Source organism: Parafrankia colletiae, assembly GCF_001854655.1.
In the GTDB taxonomy this organism is placed as follows: domain Bacteria; phylum Actinomycetota; class Actinomycetes; order Frankiales; family Frankiaceae; genus Parafrankia; species Parafrankia colletiae.
This window is the reverse complement of record NZ_MBLM01000025.1, coordinates 1-21,255: the sequence shown is the minus strand read 5'-3', so window position 1 is coordinate 21,255 and position 21,255 is coordinate 1. Positions and strand designations below refer to the sequence as shown.

Below are 21,255 nucleotides of genomic sequence, written 5' to 3'. Positions count from 1 at the left end.
CACGGGCGGTACGCGGGGCGGACGGCGGTGGTGGCGGGCGGACTGGGTCGGATGGCGGTGGCGGGCGGCGATGCGCCCGGCTCCAGGCGACACACGTGACGCAGTGACGCACGACTGCAGCCGGGGGCCGGGGCCGGACACGAAAAAGCCCCTCGTGCCGTGGGCACTGAGGGGCGGCGCGGGTGGTCGGAGACCGATCTGGTCCGACTACACGCGCTCCGAACGTACGAGGATGCCGGTAAGCACGCGCTCAACCATCCCTGACATCGGCCATCGCGTCAAGCGATCGGCCGCGGCCAGGGGTAACCGGCCGCGGCCGCGCGCACGTCAGCCGGCCGGCGGCGGGCCGGCGACCTGGCCGCCGTCGAGCGCGGTGAAGAACGATGCCACCACCGGTGCCGCCGATTCGGCGCCGAAGCCGCCGTCCTCGATGACGACCGCCACCGCGACGTCCCCCCGGTAGCCGACGAACCAGCCGTGGGTGGGCGGCGGGTCACCGTCCGCGTACTCGGCCGTACCGGTCTTGCCGTGGACCTCCCCCGGCATCGGCACGCTCGCGGCGGTGCCCTCGGTGACGACCGCGCGCATGAAGTCACGCAGCGGACCCAGCGCCTGCTCGGGCAGGGGGTTGCTCCGTGGCGACTCGCCGACGACGAACGGCTGGTGCCAGGTTCCGCTGGCCACGGCGGCGACGACGCTGGCCATCTGCAGCGGTGACGCGGCGACCCGGCCCTGCCCGATCGACGCGGAGGCCGACTCGACCTCGTCGCGCGGTGCCGGGAACGATCCGCCGACGCTGGCGATGGGCAGTGGCTCGACGCCGTCGAAGCCGTACAGCTTCGCGGCCTGCTCCAGCGCCCCGTCGGGCAGCGACTGCTCGAGCCGGATGAAGGCGGTGTTGCAGCTCTTCGCGAAGGCGGTCCGGAACGAGATCGGTCCGAACTGTTCGTCCTCGGCGTTCTGGAACTCCCGGCCGCCGACGCCCACGGTCTGGGTGCAGTCGATGGTGCTGTCCGCCGGCCGGCCGGCCATCAGCGCGGCCGTCGCCGTCACGATCTTGAAGGTGCTGCCGGGCGGATAGGAGCCGCGCACCGCGCGCCCGTAGCCGTTGAGCGGGTGGTTCACCGCCGCGAGCACGCCGCCGGTGCGGGTGTCGATGGCGACGAGCGCCCCGTTCGGGCGGGACGCGGTGGCCATCGCCGTCTCCCCCGCTCGCTGGACGTCCAGGTCGATCGTGGTGCGGATCGCCTCGCCGTCGCTGCTCGGATACGACTTGAGCGTCTCGACGGTCTCGTTGGCCTCGGTGCGGACCACCACCGCGCCGCCCTGGGGGCGCAGCCTCGCGTCGTAGACCCGTTGCAGGCCGGACGCCGGATCGACCCGGCCGATGAGGTTCCCGGCGAGCTCGGGGTTGGTGTCCATCGGGCGCCCGTCCACGTCGACCAGCGCGCCGCGCTGGCCGGTGGACTCGGCACGGTCCAGGCGCAGCCCGGGCCGTAGTGCCGGGTGGACGGACGACGGCCGGGCCTGCACCTTCCAGTCCCCGCCCGTCTGGACCAGACCAAGCTCACCCGAATAGGTCAGCGGCTCGGAGAAGCCGGCGAGCGTCAGGCTGGCGGTGTAGGGCACGGTCGCACTCGCCCCTGAGCGGGCCACCTCACCCGCCGTGAGCTCGGCTCCGGTCACGTCAAGCCGGTCGTGGACGTCGGCCATCAGCCCGACGAGCGTCGCGACCGGGACGTCGCCGTCCACGCTGACCGCGCGGACCGCCGCGCTCGCGCGGTCGCGGGCCTGGCTGGCGGCCGGCCGCGGGCCGCCCTGCTCCCCGGCGGCACCGTCACCGGAGGTGGCACCCGCCGCCGTACCGCCGGACCCGGCAGCGCCGGCCGACCCGGCCGAGGCGTCGGCGGCCTCCTCGGCGGACGGCGAGGTCGTCACCGCCTTCCACCCGTCCAGGTAGGCCGCGGCGGCCGCAACCACCGACCGGTCCGCCTCCCGGGCGTCGGACCGGGACTTCAGCCAGTAGAAGACCCCACCGCCGACTGCCAGCAGGACCACGACGAGGGTAGCGGCCAGCAGGCCCTGCCGGCCCCGTCCTCGCCCCCGGCGACGTGACCGGGACGGGCTGAACCCTGTGGGTGTAAGAGGCACGACGCTTCGCCTCCCCCCACCTCGACGGAATCGTCTGCAGGACCGTGCGGCCCGAGCTCACCCTACGAAGGGCCACCCGGGTCCGCATCCGACGCGCCGCGCCTCGTCGGCAAGCCGACACGCGGATGCACCAATGGTGGCAACACGGAGGACCACAGATGAGGTGTGGACCTTCGGGCTAAACCGCACCCTGCCGGTAGGGCTGCGACTGCGACTGCGACGAGCGGACCGCCGGGGCAGCGGGAACGGGGCCGCCGGGCGCGCCCGGCGGAACCTGGAGCGCCGCGTGCTCCGACTCGTCGTGAGGGGCGCCCCACGGCGGAACGGGCTCGCCGGTCGGCGCGGGCAGGATCTGGCGCAGGACGGGCCGCCGGGTCCGCCACGAGCGCCACTCCCGCGGGTAGCCGACCGAGACCTCCTCGAACCGGACGCCGTCGTGGACGGTCGTCCGCGGGATGTGCAGGTGGCCGTAGACCACCGCGGCGACGTTGTAACGGGTGTGCCAGTCCGCCGTCAGCTCGGTGCCGCACCACTGCGCGAACACCGGATAGCGCAGGATCCGGGTCGGCTCACGGACCAGCGGGAAGTGGTTCACCAGCACGAGCGGGACGTCGCGCGGGCACTCGTCCAGCCGGGCCTGGGTGATGGCGACGCGGGCGCGGCACCAGGCGTCCCGGGACGGGTAGGGGTCGGGATGGAGCACCGACTCGTCCGAGCAGACGACTCCGGCGGCGTAGGCGGCGGCGAGCGCCTCCTCCTTGGTGGACGTTCCGGCCGGGCGGAACGTGTAGTCGTAGAGCAGGAACATCGGCACGATCCGCACCGGGCCGCCCTGACCCGTCCAGAGCGGGTACGGGTCCTCCGGTGTGAGGACGCCGAGGCCGGCGCACAGGTCGACGAGGTGGCGGTAGCGGGCCTCGCCGCGCAGGTCGACCGCATCGCGGCTGAGGGACCACAGCTCGTGGTTGCCGGGCACCCACACGACCTTCGCGAACCGGCCGGCGAGCAGGCGTAGCGCCCACTCGACGTCGTCGAGCAGTTCCCCGACGTCGCCGACCACGAGCAGCCAGTCGTCGTCGTGCCCCGGGCGCATCGCCTCGACCACCGCCCGGTTCTCCGGGTGGCGGACGTGAATGTCGCTGGTGGCGAGCAGGCGCCCCCGCGTGGTCCCAGACATCAGAGACGATCGTCGCACATCAGGTCGCACCGGGCCCCCGTCCCGGGCGACCAGGGTGATGTGACGCACATCCCGCCCGCGGTCGCCCGTCCGCGGTCAGGACACGCCGAGCCGTTCCAGCAGGAGCCGGCGGACGGCCGCGGCGTCGGCCTGCCCGCGCATCGTCTTCATGACCGTGCCGACCAGCGGCCCGACCGCGTTCAGCTTGCCGCCCCGGACCTTCTCCGCGATGTCCGGCGCGCCGGCGATCGCGGCGTCGACCGCGTCCCGCAGAGCCGAATCGTCGGAGACCACAGCCAGCCCACGAGCCGCGACCACCTCGTCAGGCGAGCCGTCCCCGGCGAGCACGCCGTCGACGACCTTGCGCCCGAGGGCGTCGGTGAGCTGCCCGGCGGCCACGAGTTCGCAGATCCGGGCCACCTGGGCCGGGCTGATCGCCAGCTCACGCGGCTCCACCCCGGCGTCCGCGGCGCGGCGGGCCAGCTCGTTGAGCCACCACTTGCGCGCCCCGGCCGGGCTGGCGCCGGCGGCGACCGTCGCCTCGACCAGGTCGAGGACCCCGGCGTTGCGCATCTCCTGCAGCTCCCGCACGGAGTAGCCGTGCTCCGCGATGAGCCGGGCCCGCCGCTGCGCCGGCAGCTCCGGCAGGACGGCACGCAGCGCCTCGACGTACTCCGACGTCAGCGCGATCGGGGTCAGGTCCGGCTCCGGGAAGTACCGGTAGTCGGTCGCCTCCTCCTTCGAACGACCGGAGGAGGTGCGCCCGGACGCCTCGTCGAAGTGCCGGGTCTCCTGGATGACGCGCTCGCCCGCGTCCAGCAGCGCCGCCTGCCGGACGACCTCGAACCGCACGGCCCGCTCGACCGAACGCAGCGAGTTCAGGTTCTTCGTCTCCGACCGGGTGCCGAACGGCGCGTCCGGCTCCCCCTTCGCCGGCCGCAGGCGCAGCGAGACGTTCGCGTCGCAGCGCAGCGAGCCCTGGTCCATCCGGACGTCGGAGACGGCCAGCGACCGGCACAGCTCACGCAGCTCGTCGACGTAGGCGCGGGCGACCTCCGGGGAACGGACGTCCGGCTCGGTGACGATCTCGACCAGCGGGATGCCGGCCCGGTTGTAGTCGACCAGCGAGTGGGTCGCCCCGTGGATGCGCCCGGTCGCCCCGCCGACGTGCAGCGACTTGCCGGTGTCCTCCTCCAGGTGGACCCGCGTGATCCCGACCCGGTGGATCTCGCCCTCGACCTCGACGTCCAGCCAGCCGTTCTCGCACAGCGGCTCGTCGTACTGGCTGATCTGGAAGTTCTTCGGCATGTCCGGGTAGAAGTAGTTCTTCCTGGCGAACCGGCACCAGGACGCGACCGTGCAGTTCAGCGCCAGCCCGATGAGCGTCGCGAACCGCACCGCGGCCTCGTTCACCACCGGCAGCGCACCGGGCAGGCCCAGGCAGACCGGGCACACCTGGGTGTTCGGGGCCGCCCCGAAGGCCGTCGCGCACCCGCAGAACATCTTGGACACGGTGCCGAGCTCGACGTGTGTCTCCAGCCCGATCACCGCCTCGTAGCGGGCCAGGGCGTCCTCGTAGGACGGGGTGGCGATGACGGGAGCCGCTGTGCTCACCGGGATGACTCCTCTTCGATGCCGTCGTCGAGTGCGCCGGGTTCCGCCCCGCCGTCCGGCCGGGCGGCGCGCACAGTTTCGTCACCGGACGTCGCCGCTGCGGGCTCCGTCATGCCCGGCGTGGTGCCCTGCTCAGCGGCGCCCTGAGTGGTCTGCGCTGCGGCCCGGCGGGTGTCGCGGAGGTGGACGTAGCCCAGCGCGACCGCGGCCGGCAGCCCGATGATCCCCCAGACCAGCAGGATCGGGCTCAGCGTCAGCGCGCCGAGGACGAGCACCACGAGCGTGAGCCCCCACACGACCAGCAGAAGTACGCGGTCCTGACGACCGCTGCGCAGCTCGACCATGTCCTCCTCGTCCTCCTCGTCGTTCCCGCCGCATCTCGCCCGCTCCGTCGGCGGGTGGCGTGCTAGAGCGCGGGTGCCTCGTCGAGCAGCGGGTGCCCGCGCCGGGCGTCCAGGGCCGTCTCCAGCGCACCGCCGACCAGGTAGAGGCGGTCGTCCGCGAAGGCGGGCGCCATGATCTGGATGCCGACCGGCAGCCCGCCCGCCAACCCGGCCGGCAGGCTCATCGCCGGCCCGCCGGCGAGGTTCGACGGAATCGTGCACAGGTCCGACAGGTACATCGCGACCGGGTCGTCGACCCGGTCGCCGAGCGGGAAGGCCGGCGTCGGCGTGGTCGGCGAGACCAGCACGTCCGCCTGCTCGTAGGCGGCGGCGAAGTCACGGCTGATCAGCGTCCGCACCTTCTGGGCCTGCCCGTAGTAGGCGTCGTAGTAGCCCGAGGACAGCGCGTAGGTGCCGAGCATGACCCGCCGCTTCACCTCGGCGCCGAAGCCGAGGTCACGGGTGCGGCTCATGACCTCCTCGGCGCCGGCGCGACCGTCGTCGCCAGCCCGCAGGCCGAAGCGCATCGCGTCGAAACGGGCCAGGTTGGACGAGCACTCGCTCGGCGCGATCAGGTAGTACGCCGCCAGCCCGTAGGTGAAGTGCGGGCAGCTCACCTCCACGACCTCGGCACCGAGCCCGGCCAGCTCCTCGACGGCAGCGGTGAACGCCGCCTGCACACCGGCGTCGTAGCCCTCACCGGACAGCTCGCGGACCACGCCGATGCGCATGCCGCGGATGTCGCGGCGCGCGGCCGCCTCCACCACCGGCGGCACCGGCAGGTCGACGCTGGTGCTGTCCCTGGGGTCGTGCCCGGCGATGGCCGCGTGCAGCAGTGCGGCGTCGCCCACGGTGCGGGTGATCGGGCCCGCCTGATCCAGCGAGCTGGAGAAGGCGACCAGGCCGTACCGGCTGACGCCGCCGTAGGTCGGCTTCACGCCGACCAGGCCGCAGACCGCCGCAGGCTGCCGGATCGACCCACCGGTGTCGGTACCGATGGACAGCGGCGCCTCGAAGGCCRCGACCGCCGCCGCGCTGCCACCGCTGCTCCCGCCCGGGATGCGGGTGAGATCCCACGGGTTGTGGGTCGGGCCGTAGGCGGAGTTCTCGGTGGACGAGCCCATCGCGAACTCGTCCATGTTCACCTTGCCGAGGACGATGACGTCCGCCGCGCGCAGCCGGGAGACGACAGTCGCGTCATACGGCGGCCGCCAGCCCTCCAGGATGCGGCTGCCGCAGGTCGTCGGCATGCCGCGGGCGGTGAACACGTCCTTCAGCGCGAGCGGGACGCCGGCCAGCGGGCCCAGCTTCTCCCCGCCTGCCCGGCGGGCGTCCACCGCGCGCGCGGCGGCGAGCGCGCCGTCGGCGTCGACGTGCAGGAACGCGTGCACCGCGTCGTCGACCTTGGCGATCCGGTCGAGAGCGGCGCGGGTGGCCTCCTCCGCGGAGAGCTCACCGGCGGCGATCGCGGCCGCCGTGGCGGCGGCGGTCAGCCGGACGACGTCGTTCGTCCGGCCGGACGCGGGGCCTGCGGGCGCGGCGGACGTCGGGGTGCCTGAAGCGTCGGTCATCTGCGGCCTGGTGCCCTTCACTCTTCCGGATCGAGAATGCGCGGCACCCGGAACCGGCCCTCCTCGGCGGCGGGCGCGCCGGCGAGAACGTCGGCGACCGGCAGCGACGGGCGGGTCACGTCCGCGCGGAAGACATTGGTGAGCGGTACGGCGTGCGAGGTCGGCGGGATATCCGCCGCCGCCACCTCGGAGACCCGGGCCACGGCACCGAGGATCGCCTCGAGCTGGGGTGCGAGCGCGTCGAGCTCGGCCTCGGACAGGGACATCCGCGACAGGCGGGCGAGGTTCGCGACCTCGTCCCGGGTGATCGCCATTCCGGTGGACCCCTCGTGGGCGGTGGGCACAGGCCCGACATCGGCTAGGTCATCGCACGGTCGCCGCGCGCCCGCGGTGCGGGGCACGGGCGTGGCGGCCGGCCCGGCCGGCAGCGTGCGCGCCGAGCCGTCACCGCCGCCCCGGCCGCTGCCATGCCGGACGCGGCCGAACCTGTACGGCCGGCTGCGCACCGGCGTGCGCGGCGTCGGCGTCGTCCTTCATCGTACGGGTCGGCGTCGCGAACCGGACGCGGCGCGTCCCGAAGCGGGCGCGGCGGGACACGAGAAGACCCGATTTTTCCGCGGCAGCCCCTTGACCTGGGCCGACATCCGCCCGTGACATGATCGCCATGACAGTGTCACACCCCTTGCGCATGCTCAGCCGCATGTCGTACCTGCTCAGGCTCGTCCTCCCCGATCACCCTGGTGCGCTGGGCGCGGTGGCGACGGCGCTCGGCGCGGCAGGCATCGACATCGTGAGTCTCTCGGTGGTCGAACACACCCCCGCCGGCGCGGTCGACGACATGATCGTCCTGCTGCCGCCGGGCGGGCTGGCCGACCGCGTGTACACCGCGGCCCAGTCCGTTCCGGGCGTCACCGTCGAGGCACTGCGGCCCTTCCTCGCCGACGGCGCCGGGATCGGCGACGACCTGGAGCTCGTCGACGCGCTGACCGAGCGCCCCGCCCAGGCCGCGGCGGTGCTGACCGAGCTGGTCGCGGGGGTCTTCCACGCTGACTGGGCGCTGCTGCTGGAGCATCTGGCGCCCGGCGACGCCCGGGTCCGGGAGGCCTCGGTCGGCGCCCCCAGCCTCGGCGGCGCCGACCTGGGAGTGCCGGAGCGGGTCCGCTTTCCGCTGCCATGGCTGCCGCTGCCCGCGGCCCGGCGCATCGGGCCCGGCGACGGCGAGTTCCCCGCCCGCTGGGAGGCGGTCAACATGGAGCTCGTCGCGGCGCCCGTGGGCCACGAGCGGCTCGCCCTGCTCCTCGGCCGGCCGGGCGGTCCGGCGTTCCGCTCCTCCGAGATCGCCCGACTGGCCCACCTGGCCGGCATCGCTGCCAGCCTCGCCCGCGCCGCCAGCCGCGCTCACACCGGCGGCCACAGTGACACCGCAGGCCACGGTCACATCGCAGGCCACGGTCACATCGCAGGCGAATCCAGCACGGACGGCTCGCCTGGCGCCACCAGCAACGGTCAGCGCGGTCGCGAGTGAGTGACGGCGTCACCGCCGGGCCCGTCCGGGCGCCCGGCGCCGGCCCGGCCGTCGTCACGCCGAGGCTGCCCACAGCAGGYGAGCTCGCTCCAGGGCTCCCCGGACGACCGCCCGGCGAGCGGCCCGGCCTCAGGCCCGAGGCCGGTCGCGGGCGCCGTTCCGTTCCCGCTCCCCGCTCCGACCGCTCCGAGTCCAAGCCCGGTCAGTCCGTCGGCGGGCTCGGCAAGCCAGGGCGTGAGCAGCATCGCCGGCAGTGCCGGCGCCACATGCCAGCCCTGCGCGGCGTGCGCACCGAACCCGGCGAGCCGACACCACTCCGCGGGCGTCTCGACGCCCTCCGCGACAACCCGCAGCCCCAGGTCGGAGGCGAGGCGGACCACAGCGCGGACGAAGGCGGCATCACGCACGGCGATCTCCATCCGGCGGATCACCGTCCGGTCGATCTTGATCTCGTCGATCGGCAGACGCCGGAGGGCCTCGAGTGAGACCAGGCCGGTGCCGAAGTCGTCCAGGCTCACCGAGACGCCGAGCTCCGCGAGGTCGCGAAGGGCGCCGGCCGGGTCTCCCCCGGCCGCGGTGAGAGCCTTCTCCGTCACCTCGAAGGTGAGTGCGTCCGCCGGGAGGTCGCTGGCGGCCAGTGCACTCGCGACGGAGCCCACGAACCGGGGGTCCCCCAGATCACGCGAGGACACGTTCACCGCGATGGCGACCGGGATGCCGGCCGCGCGCCAGCGGGCCGTCTGCGTCAGCGCCGCATCGATCGCCCACGAGGTGAGCGGCCGCATCAGGCCGGTGGACTCGGCGAGCGGTACGAACACCCCCGGCAACAGCAGGCCGCGGCTGGGGTGCCGCCAGCGCAGCAGCGCTTCGGCCCGCCGCACCCGCCCGTCGATGATCTCCGCCTGCGGCTGGTAGTGCAGCTCGAGCTGCCCCTGGTCGAGGGCATAGCCGAGCTCGGCTGCCGTGCGGGCGCGCAGCCGTGCCCGGCGGGCGTCCTGCGGCCCGTAGGCCTGGATGCCCAGCCGGTGCTCCTTGGCCGCGTACATCGCGACGTCGGCGCAGCGCGACAGCGCCGGCAGGTCGCTGCCGTCATCCGGGTACAGCGCCACGCCGACGCTCACGTCGATCTCGCAGGACTGGCCGTCGATCTCGTACCCGGCACGCACCACCCCACGGACCCGGCCGGCCACCTCGGCGGCGACCGCCCGGCCCGCCGGGCCCGCCGGCAGGGCGGGGAGCAGCACGGCGAACTCGTCCCCGCCGAGCCGTGCGACGACGTCCCCGGGCCGCAGCGCGGCCGTCAGACGGGCCGCCGCGACGACCAGCAGCCGGTCCCCGACCTCATGTCCCAGCCGGTCGTTGACCTCCTTGAACCGGTCGAGGTCGAGGAGCAGCAGCCCGACGCGTGTCCCGCTGTGCTCGGCCGCGGCGAAGCTGAGCGCGGCGCGCTCGGCGAGCGCCGCCCTGTTCGGCAGCCCGGTGAGCCCGTCGTGGCGGGCCTCGTGCTCCTTCTGCCGAACGGCCTCGCCGACCCGGCCCACCACCCGCAGCGCGGGCAGCAGCAGCAGCGCGAGCCACGGGCCACGATCGGCGGCGATCACGATCAGCGGCGCGAGCGAGAGCATTGCCGCCCCGGCCGCCACCCGCCGGTGCAGCTCGACGAGTGCCACCCGGCGACGGCCGGCCAGCCGCTGTGGGCCCGCCGACGGGCTTCGCTGTGGGCTGGGCGACAGGCTGGACAGCGGGCCTGGCACGGGGCAGGGCAGGTCGTCGATGACGAAGAGCACCAGCGCGGCAAGCGCCACGGCGGGCAGTTCCTCGGTGCCGAGATCGTGGTCGACACCGCAGGCGGCGACCACCGCCCCCGCCGCCGCGAGACCGAGGGCGCGCCGCCCCACCCACGCCATCACCTGCCAGGCGGGGACCCCCCGCCGCCGGACCGGCAGGGCGACGACCAGGTGGACGGCGAGCGCCGCCGGCGCGCCCCAGCCGAGCAGGATCGCGAACAGGAAGGTCCCGCTCAGGTCCGTGCCGCCGAGCCGCGCCCGGCCAGCCACCGGCACGCCGGACAGGAGTGACAGCTGTGCCTGCGGACGGACGACCAGCGCGAGGCCGGCGAGCGGCACGAAGGCGATACCCAGGTCGCTGAGGCCGCCGCGCCAGAGGCCCACCCCGATGATCAGCAGCGCCGTGAGGCATCCGACCGTGCCGAGCACCCGGGCCCGGACCGGTCCTGGCGGCTGCGGCGACGCAGCGGGCGCACCGGCCAGTCGGAGCCCGCGGCCGCGCATCAACAACGTCCTGGTTTGTCCTGAGTCGACCTGGCGACGCGTTGCAGGGGCACACCGGAGCCGCCCAGCCGGCGCACCGAAACGCGACAGTACGTATGACTGCTCACCGTGATGAACCTTTCGCTGCCAGGATCCGAAGGCTACCCCTCATCCCCTTCGAGCACGGCATGCACCCCGGCCGCATCCACTCCGTCATCAAGGAGGGCGGTGAATCCGGCCTCGTCCAGCAGCGGGATCTTCAGGCTGCGCGCCTTCTCGTACTTCGCCGTCCCGGGGTCCGCACCGGCCACCACGAAGGTCGTCTTCTTGCTGACCGACCCGGTGACCTTGCCGCCGCGTGCCTGCACCGCCTCGGTGGCGGTGTCACGGCTCCACCCGTCCAGCGTGCCGGTGATGACCAGGGTGACGCCGTCGAGCGGTCCGGGGCCCTCGCCCGCCCCCTCGTCCGCGAGCCGGGCGCCGCCGGCAGCGAGCCGGGCGACCAGATCACGATGACGGGGATCGGTGAACCAGTCGACGACGGCGTCGGCGATCTTCGGCCCGACCCCGTCGACAGCGGCGAGCCGCTCGGCCGGCGCCGCGGCGATCGCGTCGAGGGACCGCAGCTCTCGGGCCAGCGCGCGGGCGGCCGTCGGCCCCACATGCCGGATCGACAACCCGACCAGCAGCCGCCACAGCGGCCGGTCCCGCGCCGCGTCGACTCCGCGCAGGATCTGCTCGATCTTCCGGTCGGCGAAGCCGCGCAGCCCGTCGAACGACTCCGCTGTCAGGTGGAAGACGTCACCGATGTCGCGGATGCGGCCCTCGGCCAACAGGACCGTCGCCGTCTCGTATCCCAGCCCGTCGATGTCCAGCGCCCCGCGGGACGCCAGATGGAACACGGACTCCCGTAGCTGCGCGGGGCACGACACCGTGTTGGGGCACCGGATGTCCACCTCGCCCTCGGGACGGCCCAGCTCGGTGCCGCATTCCGGGCAGTGCGTGGGCATGACGAACGCCCGCTCGGAGCCGTCCCGCAGGTCGACGACCGGGCTGACGATCTCCGGAATGACGTCACCCGCCTTGCGCACCACGACGGTGTCGCCGATGAGCACGCCCTTGCGCCCGACCTCGTCGATGTTGTGCAGAGTGGCCATCGCCACCGTCGAGCCCGCCACCTTGACCGGTTCGAGCACCCCGAACGGGGTGACCCGGCCGGTGCGGCCGACGTTCACCTTGATGTCCCGCAGCCGGGTGGTGACCTCCTCCGGCGGATACTTGAACGCGACCGCCCAGCGGGGAGCCTTGGACGTCGCGCCGAGCCGCCGCTGCTGGGCGAACTCGTCGACCTTGATGACCACCCCGTCGATCTCGTGCTCGACGTCGTGCCGGTGCTCACCCCACTCACGGATGAACGCCAGCACCTCGTCGACGCCCGCGAACACCCGGTGGCGAGCCGAGACCGGCAGGCCCAGCTCGGCGAGCCGCGCGTAGGCCGCCGACTGGGAGGTCGCCTCGAACCCCCGGTGGGCGCCCACCCCATGGACGATCATGTCGAGCGGACGGCCCGCGGTGACCCTGGGATCCTTCTGCCGCAGCGACCCCGCGGCGGCGTTGCGCGGGTTCGCGAACGGCGCCTTCCCCGCCTCGACCAGCGACGCGTTCAGCTCGGTGAAGCGCGCGGTCGGGAAGAAGACCTCGCCACGCACCTCCAGCAGCTCCGGCACGCCCGCCCCCCGCAGCCGGGCCGGCACGCTGCGCAGCGTGCGCACGTTCGGCGTGATGTCCTCCCCCGTGCGCCCGTCACCGCGGGTCGCCGCGCTCACCAGCACGCCGTTGTCGTAGACGAGGTCGACCGCGAGCCCGTCGATCTTCAGCTCGCACAGCCACGCCGTGACCGGCTGTTCACGCGCGGCGCGCGCCGCCCAGGCGTGGAACTCCTCCTCGGTGAACACGTTGTCCAGCGACAGCAGGCGCTCGAGATGCGCGACCGGCGTGAACAGCGTCGAGTAGGAGCCCGCCACCTTCTGCGTCGGCGAGTCGGGCGTACGCAGGTCCGGACGGCGCTGCTCGATCGCCTCGAGCTCGCGCATGAGGGTGTCGTACTCGGCATCGGAGACGGTGGGCGCATCGAGCACGTAGTAGCGGTGGGCGTGCTCCTCCAGCTCCCGGGCCAGGTCGGCAGCCCGCGCCCGGTCATCCGTGTCAGCTCCGCCGTCGGCCCCCGCCGCATCGCTCACATTGGCACTCATCGGCTCGGCAGCCACCTCCTCAACGCTCACCGCGCTCGCTCCCGCGGCACTGCGGCGGACATTCTCATTCCGGAGATTCCACCAGGACGCGCGCCGCCTGACGGCAGTGGCGCAGAACAGACCGCGCGTCGTCCAGACTGGCATTGGCCAGGCCACACGTTGGTGTCACCGCCACCACCTCTCCGAGCCGATCCGGTGCGAAGCCGAGCCGGCGCCACAGATCCACCGCCACCGTGACCGTACGGCGGGGGTCCGACAGATCCGCGCCGCGCGAGGTCGGTACCAGACCGAACATGAGGCCGAGGCCGGCGTCGACCGCCTCGCCCACGGCGTCGTCCTCGGCCCGGGTGAGCAGGGTCGCGTCCAGACCGACGAACCGCGCGCCGGCCCGCCGCAGCAGGTCGAGCGGCACCTGCGGCGCGCAGCAGTGCACGCCGGCGGCGGCCACGGGTCCCACCGCCTCGGCGGCACCGAGCACGGCGGCGAGCCACTCGATGGCCGGGCCCTCCTCCACCGCGGGCACCGCCGAGAAGCCGCTGGGGGTACGGATCCGCCCGGCGAGAACCGCCGGCAGGGACGGCTCGTCGATCTGGACGAGCAGGCGCGCGCCCGGGATCCGGCGGCCGAGGTCGGCGAGGAGGAGTGCCAGCCCCTCCGCGAGGGCCTCGGCGATGTCGCGGACGGCCCCCTGGTCGGAGAGCGCCTTGTGGCCACGCGGCAGCTCCACCGAGCTCGCCAGCGTCCAGGGGCCGGCGAAGGCGACCTTGAGCGGGCCGGTGTAGCCCGCCGCGGCCTCGGTGAACACGTCGAGGTCGTGCTCGAGGAAATCACGGGCTCGGCGCAGCTCGAGCCCCGGGCGGGGCACCAGCCGCCAGCCGGAGGGCTGGTGGTCGACCGGCATGTCCACCAGCACGGCCAGACTCCGGCCGATCATGTCGGCGCCCAGGCCACGGCTCGGCAGCTCCGGCAGGAACGGCAGCTCAGAGACCTCCCCGAGGACGTACCGTGCGGCCTCGACCGGGTCGACGCCCGGCAGGGAGCCGACACCGGAAACGCACCCCGCCGCCCACGGGAGCCCCTTCGGCGCGGCCGGCACACCGTCGCCGCGGTCCTGGCCGGCACCGTCCGCCGCCGGGACCCGCTCGGGCTCCCGCTCCACCGCAGACCAGTTCATCGCCACATCGACTCCTTCGTCTCCGCCCGCATCCGCCCCCGGATCGCGGGCAGCGGACCACAGCGGATCACAGCTGACCAGCCACGCCCGCACCGGCACCGCCGCGCCCATGGTCGGAGCCAGCAGCGCTCGGGCCCGCGCCAGGCCAGGGAATCGGTGCGACAGGTCAGGCGGGAACAGGTCAGGCGGGAACGGGTCGGACGACGACGAGTCAGCCGGCGAGGGAGCGGATACGCCCGCCGCCGAGGACCCGGTCCCCGTCGTAGAAGACCACGGCCTGGCCCGCGGCAGTGCCGCGGACCGGTTCGGCCAGCCGCGCGTCGAGCTCGTCCCCACGGGCCGTCACCATCGCCGGGACGACACCGCCATGGGCCCTGACCTGCGCGGTACATGACACGGAGCCCTCGTGGGGCCACACGATCCGCTCCGCGACGAGGCTGCGCATATCCAGCGCCTCCGCCGGCCCGACGGTCACCGTCGATGTCACCGGGGACAGCTCGAGGACGTACCGCGGGCGGCCGTCCGGGGCGGGGCGGCCGAGCCGCAGGCCCCGGCGCTGCCCGACCGTGAAGGCGTAGGCACCGTCGTGCTCGCCGAGCGTCTCGCCGGTGCCCGCGTCCACGATCGGGCCCGGCCGCGGGCCCAGCCGCTCGCGCAGCCACGCCCCGGTGTCGCCGGAGGCGACGAAGCAGATGTCATGGCTGTCCGGCTTGTCGGCAACGCCCAGGCCACGGCGCGCCGCCTCCGCGCGGACCTGCTCCTTCGTCGAGTCCCCGAGCGGGAAGCGCGCCGCGGCCAGCTGCTCCGGACGCAGTGTGCCGAGCACGTACGACTGGTCCTTGGCCAGGTCGACCGAGCGGCGCAGCGTCCCGTCCGGGTCGAGACGGGCGTGGTGGCCGGTGACGACCGCATCGAAGCCGAGCGCCAGCGCCCGGTCCAGCACAGCGGCGAACTTGATGCGCTCGTTGCAGCTCACGCACGGGTTCGGGGTGCGGCCGGCGGAGTAGTCGGCGACGAACTGATCAATGACCTCGGACTCGAACCGGTCGGCGAGATCCCAGACGTAGAAGGGGATGCCGAGCACGTCCGCGGCCCGGCGGGCGTCGCGGGCGTCCTCCAGCGTGCAGCACCCACGGGAGCCGACCCGGTCGGAGGCCGGGGTCCGGGCCAGCGCGAGGTGGACGCCCGTCACGTCATGGCCGGCGTCCACAGCCCGCGCCGCGGCCACCGCCGAGTCGACCCCGCCCGACATGGCCGCGAGCACCTTCATCCTGCCCACGATCCCACTCCCTCTGCGGACCTCAGCCTCGGGAACTGAGCCCGGCGAGTTCACCGGCCCGGGCGGCGCGTTCCACCACCGGGCCGATCACGGCGACGAGCGCATCGACATCCCGCGCCGCCGAGCCGTGCCCGAGCGAGAAGCGCAGCGATCCGCGCGCATGCGCCTCGTCGGCACCCATAGCCAACAGCACATGCGAGGGCCTCGCGATTCCCGCCGAACAGGCGGAACCCGTCGAGCATTCCACACCGTGTGCGTCCAGCAGCATGAGCAGCGAGTCCCCCTCGCACCCCGGGAAGGTCAGATGGGCGTTGCCCGGCAACCGGCCCGGCCCGGACGGCGCGCCGTTCAGGGTCGCCCCGGGAACCTCGGTCAGAACCCGGCGTACGAGGTCGTCGCGCAGTGCCGCGAGCCGGGCCTGCTCCGCGGGCAGTTCCGCCCGGGCGGCCCGCGCGGCCGCCGCGAACGCGGCGACACCGGGGGTGTTGAGGGTGCCGGACCGGATGTCGCGCTCCTGCCCGCCTCCGTGCGCGATGGGCTCCAGTTCCAGACCGCGCCGCACCAGCAGCGCACCGACCCCCACCGGCCCGCCGATCTTGTGGGCGCTGATCGTCAGCGCGTCTGCCCCGCTGGCGGCGAAGGACGTCTCGACCTGCCCGAACGCCTGCACCGCATCGGTGTGGAAGGGGATGCCGCAGCCATGCGCGACCCGGGCCAGCTCGGCGACCGGCTGGATGGTTCCCACCTCGCTGTTCGCCCACATCACCGAGATCATCGCGACGGAGGAGGGATCGTCGCCCACCGCGGCGCGCAGCACCTCCGGCGCCACCAGGCCCGTCCCGTCCACCGGCAGCAGCTCCAGGACGGCTCCCTGGTGCCTGGCCAGCCAGGACGCCGTGTCCAGCACCGCGGGATGCTCGACGGCGCTCACCAGCAGCCGCCGCCGCCGTGGGTCGGCGGCACGGCGCGACCAGTACAGGCCCTTCACCGCGAGGTTGTCGCTCTCCGTCCCACCTCCAGTGAAGATCACATCGGATGGTCGCGCGCCGAGCACCTCGGCCAGGGACTCCCGCGCCTCCTCGACGGTCCTGCGCGCGCGCCGGCCGCCGGCGTGCAGCGAGGAGGCGTTTCCCGCGTCAGCCAGGGCGGCGGTGAACGCCTCGACCGCCTCCGGGCGCATGGGCGTGGTCGCCGCGTGGTCGAGGTAGGTCACGTCTGTAGAGGGTAGCTGTCGCCCGCCCCACCCACCGGGACTCACGGGCCCACCCGGACCAGGCCTGCAACGCTGCTCACCGGCGGCCGGGGTGCCCGTCGCGGGAGGCCGCGGCCGGCGCCGCAGGACGGCGCGAAGGGCCCCACGGCCCGGCCCGGACGACGTCCGCGAAGACCCGGGCCGGTCCTGCGCGGGCCGCGGGGAACGGTCAGAAGTCGCCGGCGCGGCTCCGCAGATCGGTCAGCAGATCGACCAGTTCGGTCACCCCGTTCTCGGGCAGGCCCGGGTCGGCGAAGACGCTCTCGTTGAGGCGGGTGGTCGCGGCGAGTGCGGTCGCGCGGCCTTCGTCCGTGATCTCGGCGAGGACGGCCCGCCGGTCGGTCGGATGTGGCTGCCGGCGCACCTGCCCACGGGCCTCCAGACGGTCGACCGCGCTGGTGACGCTGGTCGGATGGACCTGCAGCAGGCTTCCGATGCGACTCAGCGGCAACGAGCCCTTCCGGCTGAACAACAACAGCATGAGGAGCTCGTACCGGGCGAAAGTAAGATCGAGCGGGCGAAGCACCTCGTCAACCCGGGCAAGCAGGATCTGTTGTGCACGCATCACCGATGTGACGGCGGCCATACCATCCGCCACGCCGCCCCATCCGTGTGCTTTCCACTGCCGGTGCGCCTCCGCGATCGGGTCGGCCGGAAGAGGCTTCGGCTGCGTCACGGGTGCGGTTCTCCAAATGCGGGTCGTCGGACAGACGGCGCCATCCACTATGCCATTCCGACCGACCCGCGCGGATCCCGGCCAAGGGCCGCTGCGCCGCGGCAGCCCAGCGGGGCAACAGCTGCGGCGACATCCCGGGGGGCGGAACACGGTCGGTGTGACCGGGCCCCCGGACCCGGCCACCCGGCAGTGGCGCCGACGGCCTGACGGCGCGCCCGCGTCAGATGTTGCGCCGGTACTGACCACCGACGTCGAAGAACGCCGCGCTGATCTGCCCCAGCGAGCACACCCGCGCCGCGTCCATCAGCACCTCGAATGTGTTGCCACCGGCCGCGGCCACCTTCCGCAGGCGGTCGAGCGCCAGCGCAGCGGCGTCCGCGTTACGGCCGTTGAAGTCCGCGAGGCGCCGCAGCTGGGACTGCTTCTCCTCTTCCGTGGCCCGGGCGAGTTCCAGCGGGCCGGCATCCTTCTCGTCGACATCCGGCCCAAGGAATGTGTTGACCCCGATGATCGGCAGCGAACCGTCATGCTTACGCCGCTCGTAGAGCATCGACTCGTCCTGGATCCGGCCGCGCTGGTAGCCGGTTTCCATCGCGCCGAGAACACCGCCCCGTTCCGAGATCCGCTCGAACTCGGCGAGGACGGCCTCCTCGACCAGGTCGGTGAGTTCGTCGATCACATGGGAACCCTGCAGCGGGTTCTCGTTCCCGGCGAGGCCCCACTCCTGGTCGATGATCATCTGGATCGCCAGCGCGCGTCGGACCGACTGCTCGGTGGGCGTCGTCACCGCCTCGTCGTAGGCGTTGGTGTGGAGGCTGTTGCAGTTGTCGTAGATCGCGCACAGCGCCTGCAGGGTCGTTCGGATGTCGTTGAAGTTCATTTCCCTCGCGTGCAGCGAGCGGCCCGAGGTCTGCACGTGGTACTTGAGCTTCTGGGAGCGTTCCGAGGCGCCGTAACGTTCGCGCATCGCCACTGCCCAGATCCGCCGGGCGACCCGGCCGATCACGCTGTACTCGGCGTCCATGCCGTTGGAGAAGAAGAACGACAGGTTCGGCGCGAAGTCGTCGATGTCCATGCCGCGCGCCAGGTACGCCTCGACATAGGTGAATCCGTTGGCGAGAGTGAACGCGAGCTGGCTGATCGGGTTCGCGCCGGCTTCCGCGATGTGATATCCGGAGATCGACACCGAATAGAAGTTCCGTACCCGGTTGTCGATGAACCACTGCTGCATGTCCGCCATGCAGCGCAGCGCGAACTCGGTGGAGAAGATGCAGGTGTTCTGGCCCTGGTCCTCCTTGAGGATGTCGGCCTGTACCGTGCCCCGCACGTTCGCCAGCGCCCACGCCGCCGCCTCGGCCGTCTCCGCCGCCGAGGGCTCGCGGCCGTGCTCCGTCCGGAAGGCCTCGATCCGCTGGTCGATCGCCGTGTTGAGGAACATGGCGAGGATCGCCGGCGCCGGCCCGTTGATCGTCATCGAGACACTTGTTGTCGCCGCGCACAGGTCGAAGCCCGCGAAAAGGACCTTCATGTCGTCGAGGGTCGCCACCGACACCCCGGAGGTGCCGATCTTCCCGTAGACGTCGGGCCGGGCGCCGGGATCCCGCCCGTACAGCGTCACCGAATCAAACGCCGTGCTGAGCCGGGTCGCCGGAGAATCAGCGGAGAGCAGGTGAAAGCGGCGGTTCGTCCGGAACGGGTCGCCTTCGCCGGCGAACATCCGGGCCGGGGCCTCACCGGTCCGTTTGAAGGGGAAGACCCCCGCGGTGAACGGGAACATCCCGGGCAGGTTCTCCCGGCGGCGGAAACGCACCAGCCGCGCGTCGTCGTCGATGTCCGGAACAGCGACCCGTGGCACGGACGTCCCGGAGAGTGTGACCCGCCGTAGCGGCGTGTGGATCTCCTGGCCGCGCACCACGTAGACCATCTCGTCCCCGGAGCGCTCGGCGAGCAGCGCCGGCCAGGAATCGAGCAGCTCGCGGGTCTCGCGATCCAGCCCGACGTCGGCAGCGTCCCGCAGCTCTCGCAGCCTGTCCGCCGCGCCGGCCGAGCTGACAGAACGCGTCGACCCCTCGGATCCGTCGGCCTCCGCGGAGCCGACGTACCGATCGAGCTCGGTGATCGCAGTCGTCAGATGCTGCCGACGGCGCGCGGCGGACGCCTGCTCCTCGGTGTGCACGTGATAACCGCGCACCGCATCCGCGATCTCGGCCAGGTAGCGCACCCGACTCGGCGGCACGACAGTCGTGAGGCCCGAGGAGACCCGCCCGTCGACCGGTGCCAGCACACCCGCGTCGAGCTTCAGGCCGTGATCGTGCAGCAGTGCGCGCAGGAACAGATAGAGCGCGGTGACGCCGTCGTCGTTGAAGCGCGCGGCCGAGGTGCCGAACACCGGCATGTCCTCCCACGCCGCACCGAAGTCCTCTCGGTTGCGGACCATCTGACGAGCGACGTCGCGCCGCGCGTCCTCCGCACCCCGGCGCTCGAACTTGTTGACGGCGACGACGTCGGCAAAGTCGAGCATGTCGATCTTCTCGAGCTGGGAGGCCGCACCGTACTCGGGCGTCATCACGTACATCGAGACGTCGCAGAAGGGCACGATGGCGGCGTCGCCCTGGCCGATGCCGGGCGTCTCCACGATCACCAGGTCGTACCCGGCGACCTTGCAGGCCGCGATGATGTCGGCGAGCTGCTCCGGCAGCTCCCGCCCCGCCTTACGGGTGGCCAAGGAGCGGAAGAACGCCCGTGGGCCGGCCGCAGGCGCGGACTCGTCGACGGCGGTGGCGACTGCGGCGGCGGCGCCGGACGCCGGCGCGGCATCCGCAGCTGCGGCAGCGCCGTTGTCCGGCAGTGCCGCCAGTGCGTTCATCCTGATCCGGTCACCGAGCAACGCACCGCCCCCACGGCGCCGGGTCGGGTCGACGGCGAGGACGGCGATCCGCAGCGCATCCCCCTGGTCCAGCCGGAAGCGGCGCAGCACCTCGTCGGTAAGGGACGACTTCCCGGAACCGCCGGTGCCCGTGATACCCAGCACCGGAACGTTGGGCCCTCGGTCGGCCGCGTCCCGCAGCCCGGCCGCGAAGCCTTCGTCGCGCCCCGCTTCCAGAACGGTGATCGCCCTGGCGAGCACCGTCTCGTCGCCACCGCGCACCTGCGCGACCGAAGGGGCGTCGTCGGCCAGGTCGACGTCGCTCTCGCGAACAATGCTGTTGACCATGAGTGCGAGCCCGAGCCGCTGCCCGTCCTCCGGGGAGAAGATCCGCGCGACGCCACGGGAATGCAGTAGCTCGATCTCCTCGGGGACGATCACACCACCGCCACCGCCGTAGACCCGGATGTGCCCGGCACCCCGGGCCCGGAGTCGCTCGATCAGGTAGCTGAAGTACTCGACATGCCCACCCTGGTAGGACGAGATCGCGATAGCCTGCGCATCCTCCTGGATGGCGGCAGTGACGACCTCGTCCACGCCCCGGTCATGCCCTAGGTGGATCACCTCGGCGCCCTGCGCCTGCAGGATCCGCCGCATGATGTTGATCGCCGCGTCGTGCCCGTCGAACAGGGCTGCGGCGGTGACGACGCGCACCGGCCAGACAGGCACGTGCAGGGTGGGGGTCTCGTGACCCGCCACGGTGACTGCGCTCATGCGGCTCGCTCCCCTGGACGGAACTCCGGTGCCAACGCCCCTCGTTGGCACTCCGATAGTAGGACGTCCATCAAACTGGAGCCACCGGAGCCCGCCTCTGCCTCACCACACCGCTTGCCGTCAAGGCGCCCGACCAGCAGCGGGAGGGCCTACAGCCACCCCGGCCCGATGCATGCTGTGAGGTACGGCACCAGGTGCGGCACGACCAGGGTCCGTTCAGCCGCACCAGGTGCGAACACGCCTCGTCGGCTGCAGGAAACGTGCCCCAAACACAGGTAGGGGCTGCTCCCG

The 21,255-nt window shown here is 73.1% G+C and carries 13 protein-coding genes and 1 pseudogene; 1 reads left to right on the top strand and 13 read right to left on the bottom strand.

Annotation, left to right across the window (positions count from 1 at the left end):
- Window positions 1–327: 327 nt before the first annotated feature.
- From CC117_RS04400 to gatC, 6 genes are all read right to left on the bottom strand, one after another.
- Entirely contained in the window at window positions 328–2,151 is a 1,824-nt protein-coding gene (locus CC117_RS04400; RefSeq protein WP_071082476.1) for a penicillin-binding transpeptidase domain-containing protein, read from the bottom strand.
- 178 nt (window positions 2,152–2,329) lie between these two features.
- The gene (locus CC117_RS04395; protein WP_071082475.1) at window positions 2,330–3,328 is read right to left on the bottom strand and encodes a metallophosphoesterase family protein; all 999 of its coding nucleotides are present in this window, start codon (window positions 3,326–3,328) and stop codon (window positions 2,330–2,332) included.
- A gap of 96 nt (window positions 3,329–3,424) precedes the next feature.
- Window positions 3,425–4,942, bottom strand: a complete 1,518-nt coding sequence (gatB, locus tag CC117_RS04390; protein WP_071082474.1) for an Asp-tRNA(Asn)/Glu-tRNA(Gln) amidotransferase subunit GatB — start codon at window positions 4,940–4,942, stop codon at window positions 3,425–3,427.
- Window positions 4,939–5,286 (bottom strand): hypothetical protein, encoded by a 348-nt coding sequence (locus CC117_RS04385; RefSeq protein ID WP_071082473.1) that lies wholly within the window; start codon window positions 5,284–5,286, stop codon window positions 4,939–4,941. Before CC117_RS04385 ends, gatB begins: the two co-directional genes overlap by 4 nt.
- A 62-nt stretch (window positions 5,287–5,348) precedes the next feature.
- Complete coding sequence (gene gatA, locus CC117_RS04380) at window positions 5,349–6,896, bottom strand: Asp-tRNA(Asn)/Glu-tRNA(Gln) amidotransferase subunit GatA (protein WP_241829838.1); 1,548 nt, start codon at window positions 6,894–6,896, stop codon at window positions 5,349–5,351.
- A gap of 17 nt (window positions 6,897–6,913) precedes the next feature.
- Complete coding sequence (gene gatC / locus CC117_RS04375) at window positions 6,914–7,210, bottom strand: Asp-tRNA(Asn)/Glu-tRNA(Gln) amidotransferase subunit GatC (protein WP_026311616.1); 297 nt, start codon at window positions 7,208–7,210, stop codon at window positions 6,914–6,916.
- Window positions 7,211–7,584: 374 nt separating this feature from the next.
- On the opposite strand from gatC, the pseudogene CC117_RS04370 reads away from it, so the two are divergent.
- A pseudogene (locus tag CC117_RS04370) lies at window positions 7,585–8,280 on the top strand (ACT domain-containing protein); the annotation flags it as partial.
- A gap of 122 nt (window positions 8,281–8,402) precedes the next feature.
- Here CC117_RS04370 and CC117_RS04365 read toward each other — a convergent pair.
- The 7 genes from CC117_RS04365 to icmF form a co-directional block, all read right to left on the bottom strand.
- On the bottom strand, window positions 8,403–10,712 hold the full coding sequence (locus CC117_RS04365) for a putative bifunctional diguanylate cyclase/phosphodiesterase (protein ID WP_241829835.1): 2,310 nt from the start codon (window positions 10,710–10,712) through the stop codon (window positions 8,403–8,405).
- Window positions 10,713–10,852: 140 nt separating this feature from the next.
- Window positions 10,853–12,943 carry an NAD-dependent DNA ligase LigA gene (gene ligA / locus CC117_RS04360; protein WP_071082621.1) on the bottom strand — a complete coding sequence of 697 codons (2,091 nt, stop codon included), beginning with the start codon at window positions 12,941–12,943 and terminating at the stop codon, window positions 10,853–10,855.
- A 64-nt stretch (window positions 12,944–13,007) separates the two neighbouring features.
- The gene (locus CC117_RS04355; RefSeq protein WP_071082620.1) at window positions 13,008–14,117 is read right to left on the bottom strand and encodes a methionine synthase; all 1,110 of its coding nucleotides are present in this window, start codon (window positions 14,115–14,117) and stop codon (window positions 13,008–13,010) included.
- Window positions 14,118–14,328: 211 nt separating this feature from the next.
- The gene (gene mnmA, locus CC117_RS04350; protein ID WP_071082471.1) at window positions 14,329–15,387 is read right to left on the bottom strand and encodes a tRNA 2-thiouridine(34) synthase MnmA; all 1,059 of its coding nucleotides are present in this window, start codon (window positions 15,385–15,387) and stop codon (window positions 14,329–14,331) included.
- Window positions 15,388–15,418: 31 nt separating this feature from the next.
- Complete coding sequence (locus CC117_RS04345; RefSeq protein ID WP_071082470.1) at window positions 15,419–16,609, bottom strand: cysteine desulfurase family protein; 1,191 nt, start codon at window positions 16,607–16,609, stop codon at window positions 15,419–15,421.
- A gap of 208 nt (window positions 16,610–16,817) precedes the next feature.
- Entirely contained in the window at window positions 16,818–17,324 is a 507-nt protein-coding gene (locus CC117_RS04340) for a MarR family winged helix-turn-helix transcriptional regulator (protein WP_071082469.1), read from the bottom strand.
- Between the two features lie 220 nt (window positions 17,325–17,544).
- Window positions 17,545–20,964, bottom strand: a complete 3,420-nt coding sequence (gene icmF / locus CC117_RS04335; protein ID WP_071082468.1) for a fused isobutyryl-CoA mutase/GTPase IcmF — start codon at window positions 20,962–20,964, stop codon at window positions 17,545–17,547.
- Window positions 20,965–21,255: the final 291 nt, after the last annotated feature.

Excerpts from the sequence above, each read along its gene's own strand:
- CC117_RS04395 (WP_071082475.1), bottom strand. The coding sequence starts at position 3,328 with ATGTCTGGGACCACGCGGGGGCGCCTGCTCGCCACCAGCGACATTCAC.
- CC117_RS04385 (WP_071082473.1), bottom strand. The coding sequence starts at position 5,286 with ATGGTCGAGCTGCGCAGCGGTCGTCAGGACCGCGTACTTCTGCTGGTC.
- gatC (WP_026311616.1), bottom strand. The coding sequence starts at position 7,210 with ATGGCGATCACCCGGGACGAGGTCGCGAACCTCGCCCGCCTGTCGCGG.
- ligA (WP_071082621.1), bottom strand. The coding sequence starts at position 12,943 with ATGAGTGCCAATGTGAGCGATGCGGCGGGGGCCGACGGCGGAGCTGAC.
- CC117_RS04355 (WP_071082620.1), bottom strand. The coding sequence starts at position 14,117 with ATGAACTGGTCTGCGGTGGAGCGGGAGCCCGAGCGGGTCCCGGCGGCG.
- mnmA (WP_071082471.1), bottom strand. The coding sequence starts at position 15,387 with ATGAAGGTGCTCGCGGCCATGTCGGGCGGGGTCGACTCGGCGGTGGCC.
- icmF (WP_071082468.1), bottom strand. The coding sequence starts at position 20,964 with ATGAGCGCAGTCACCGTGGCGGGTCACGAGACCCCCACCCTGCACGTG.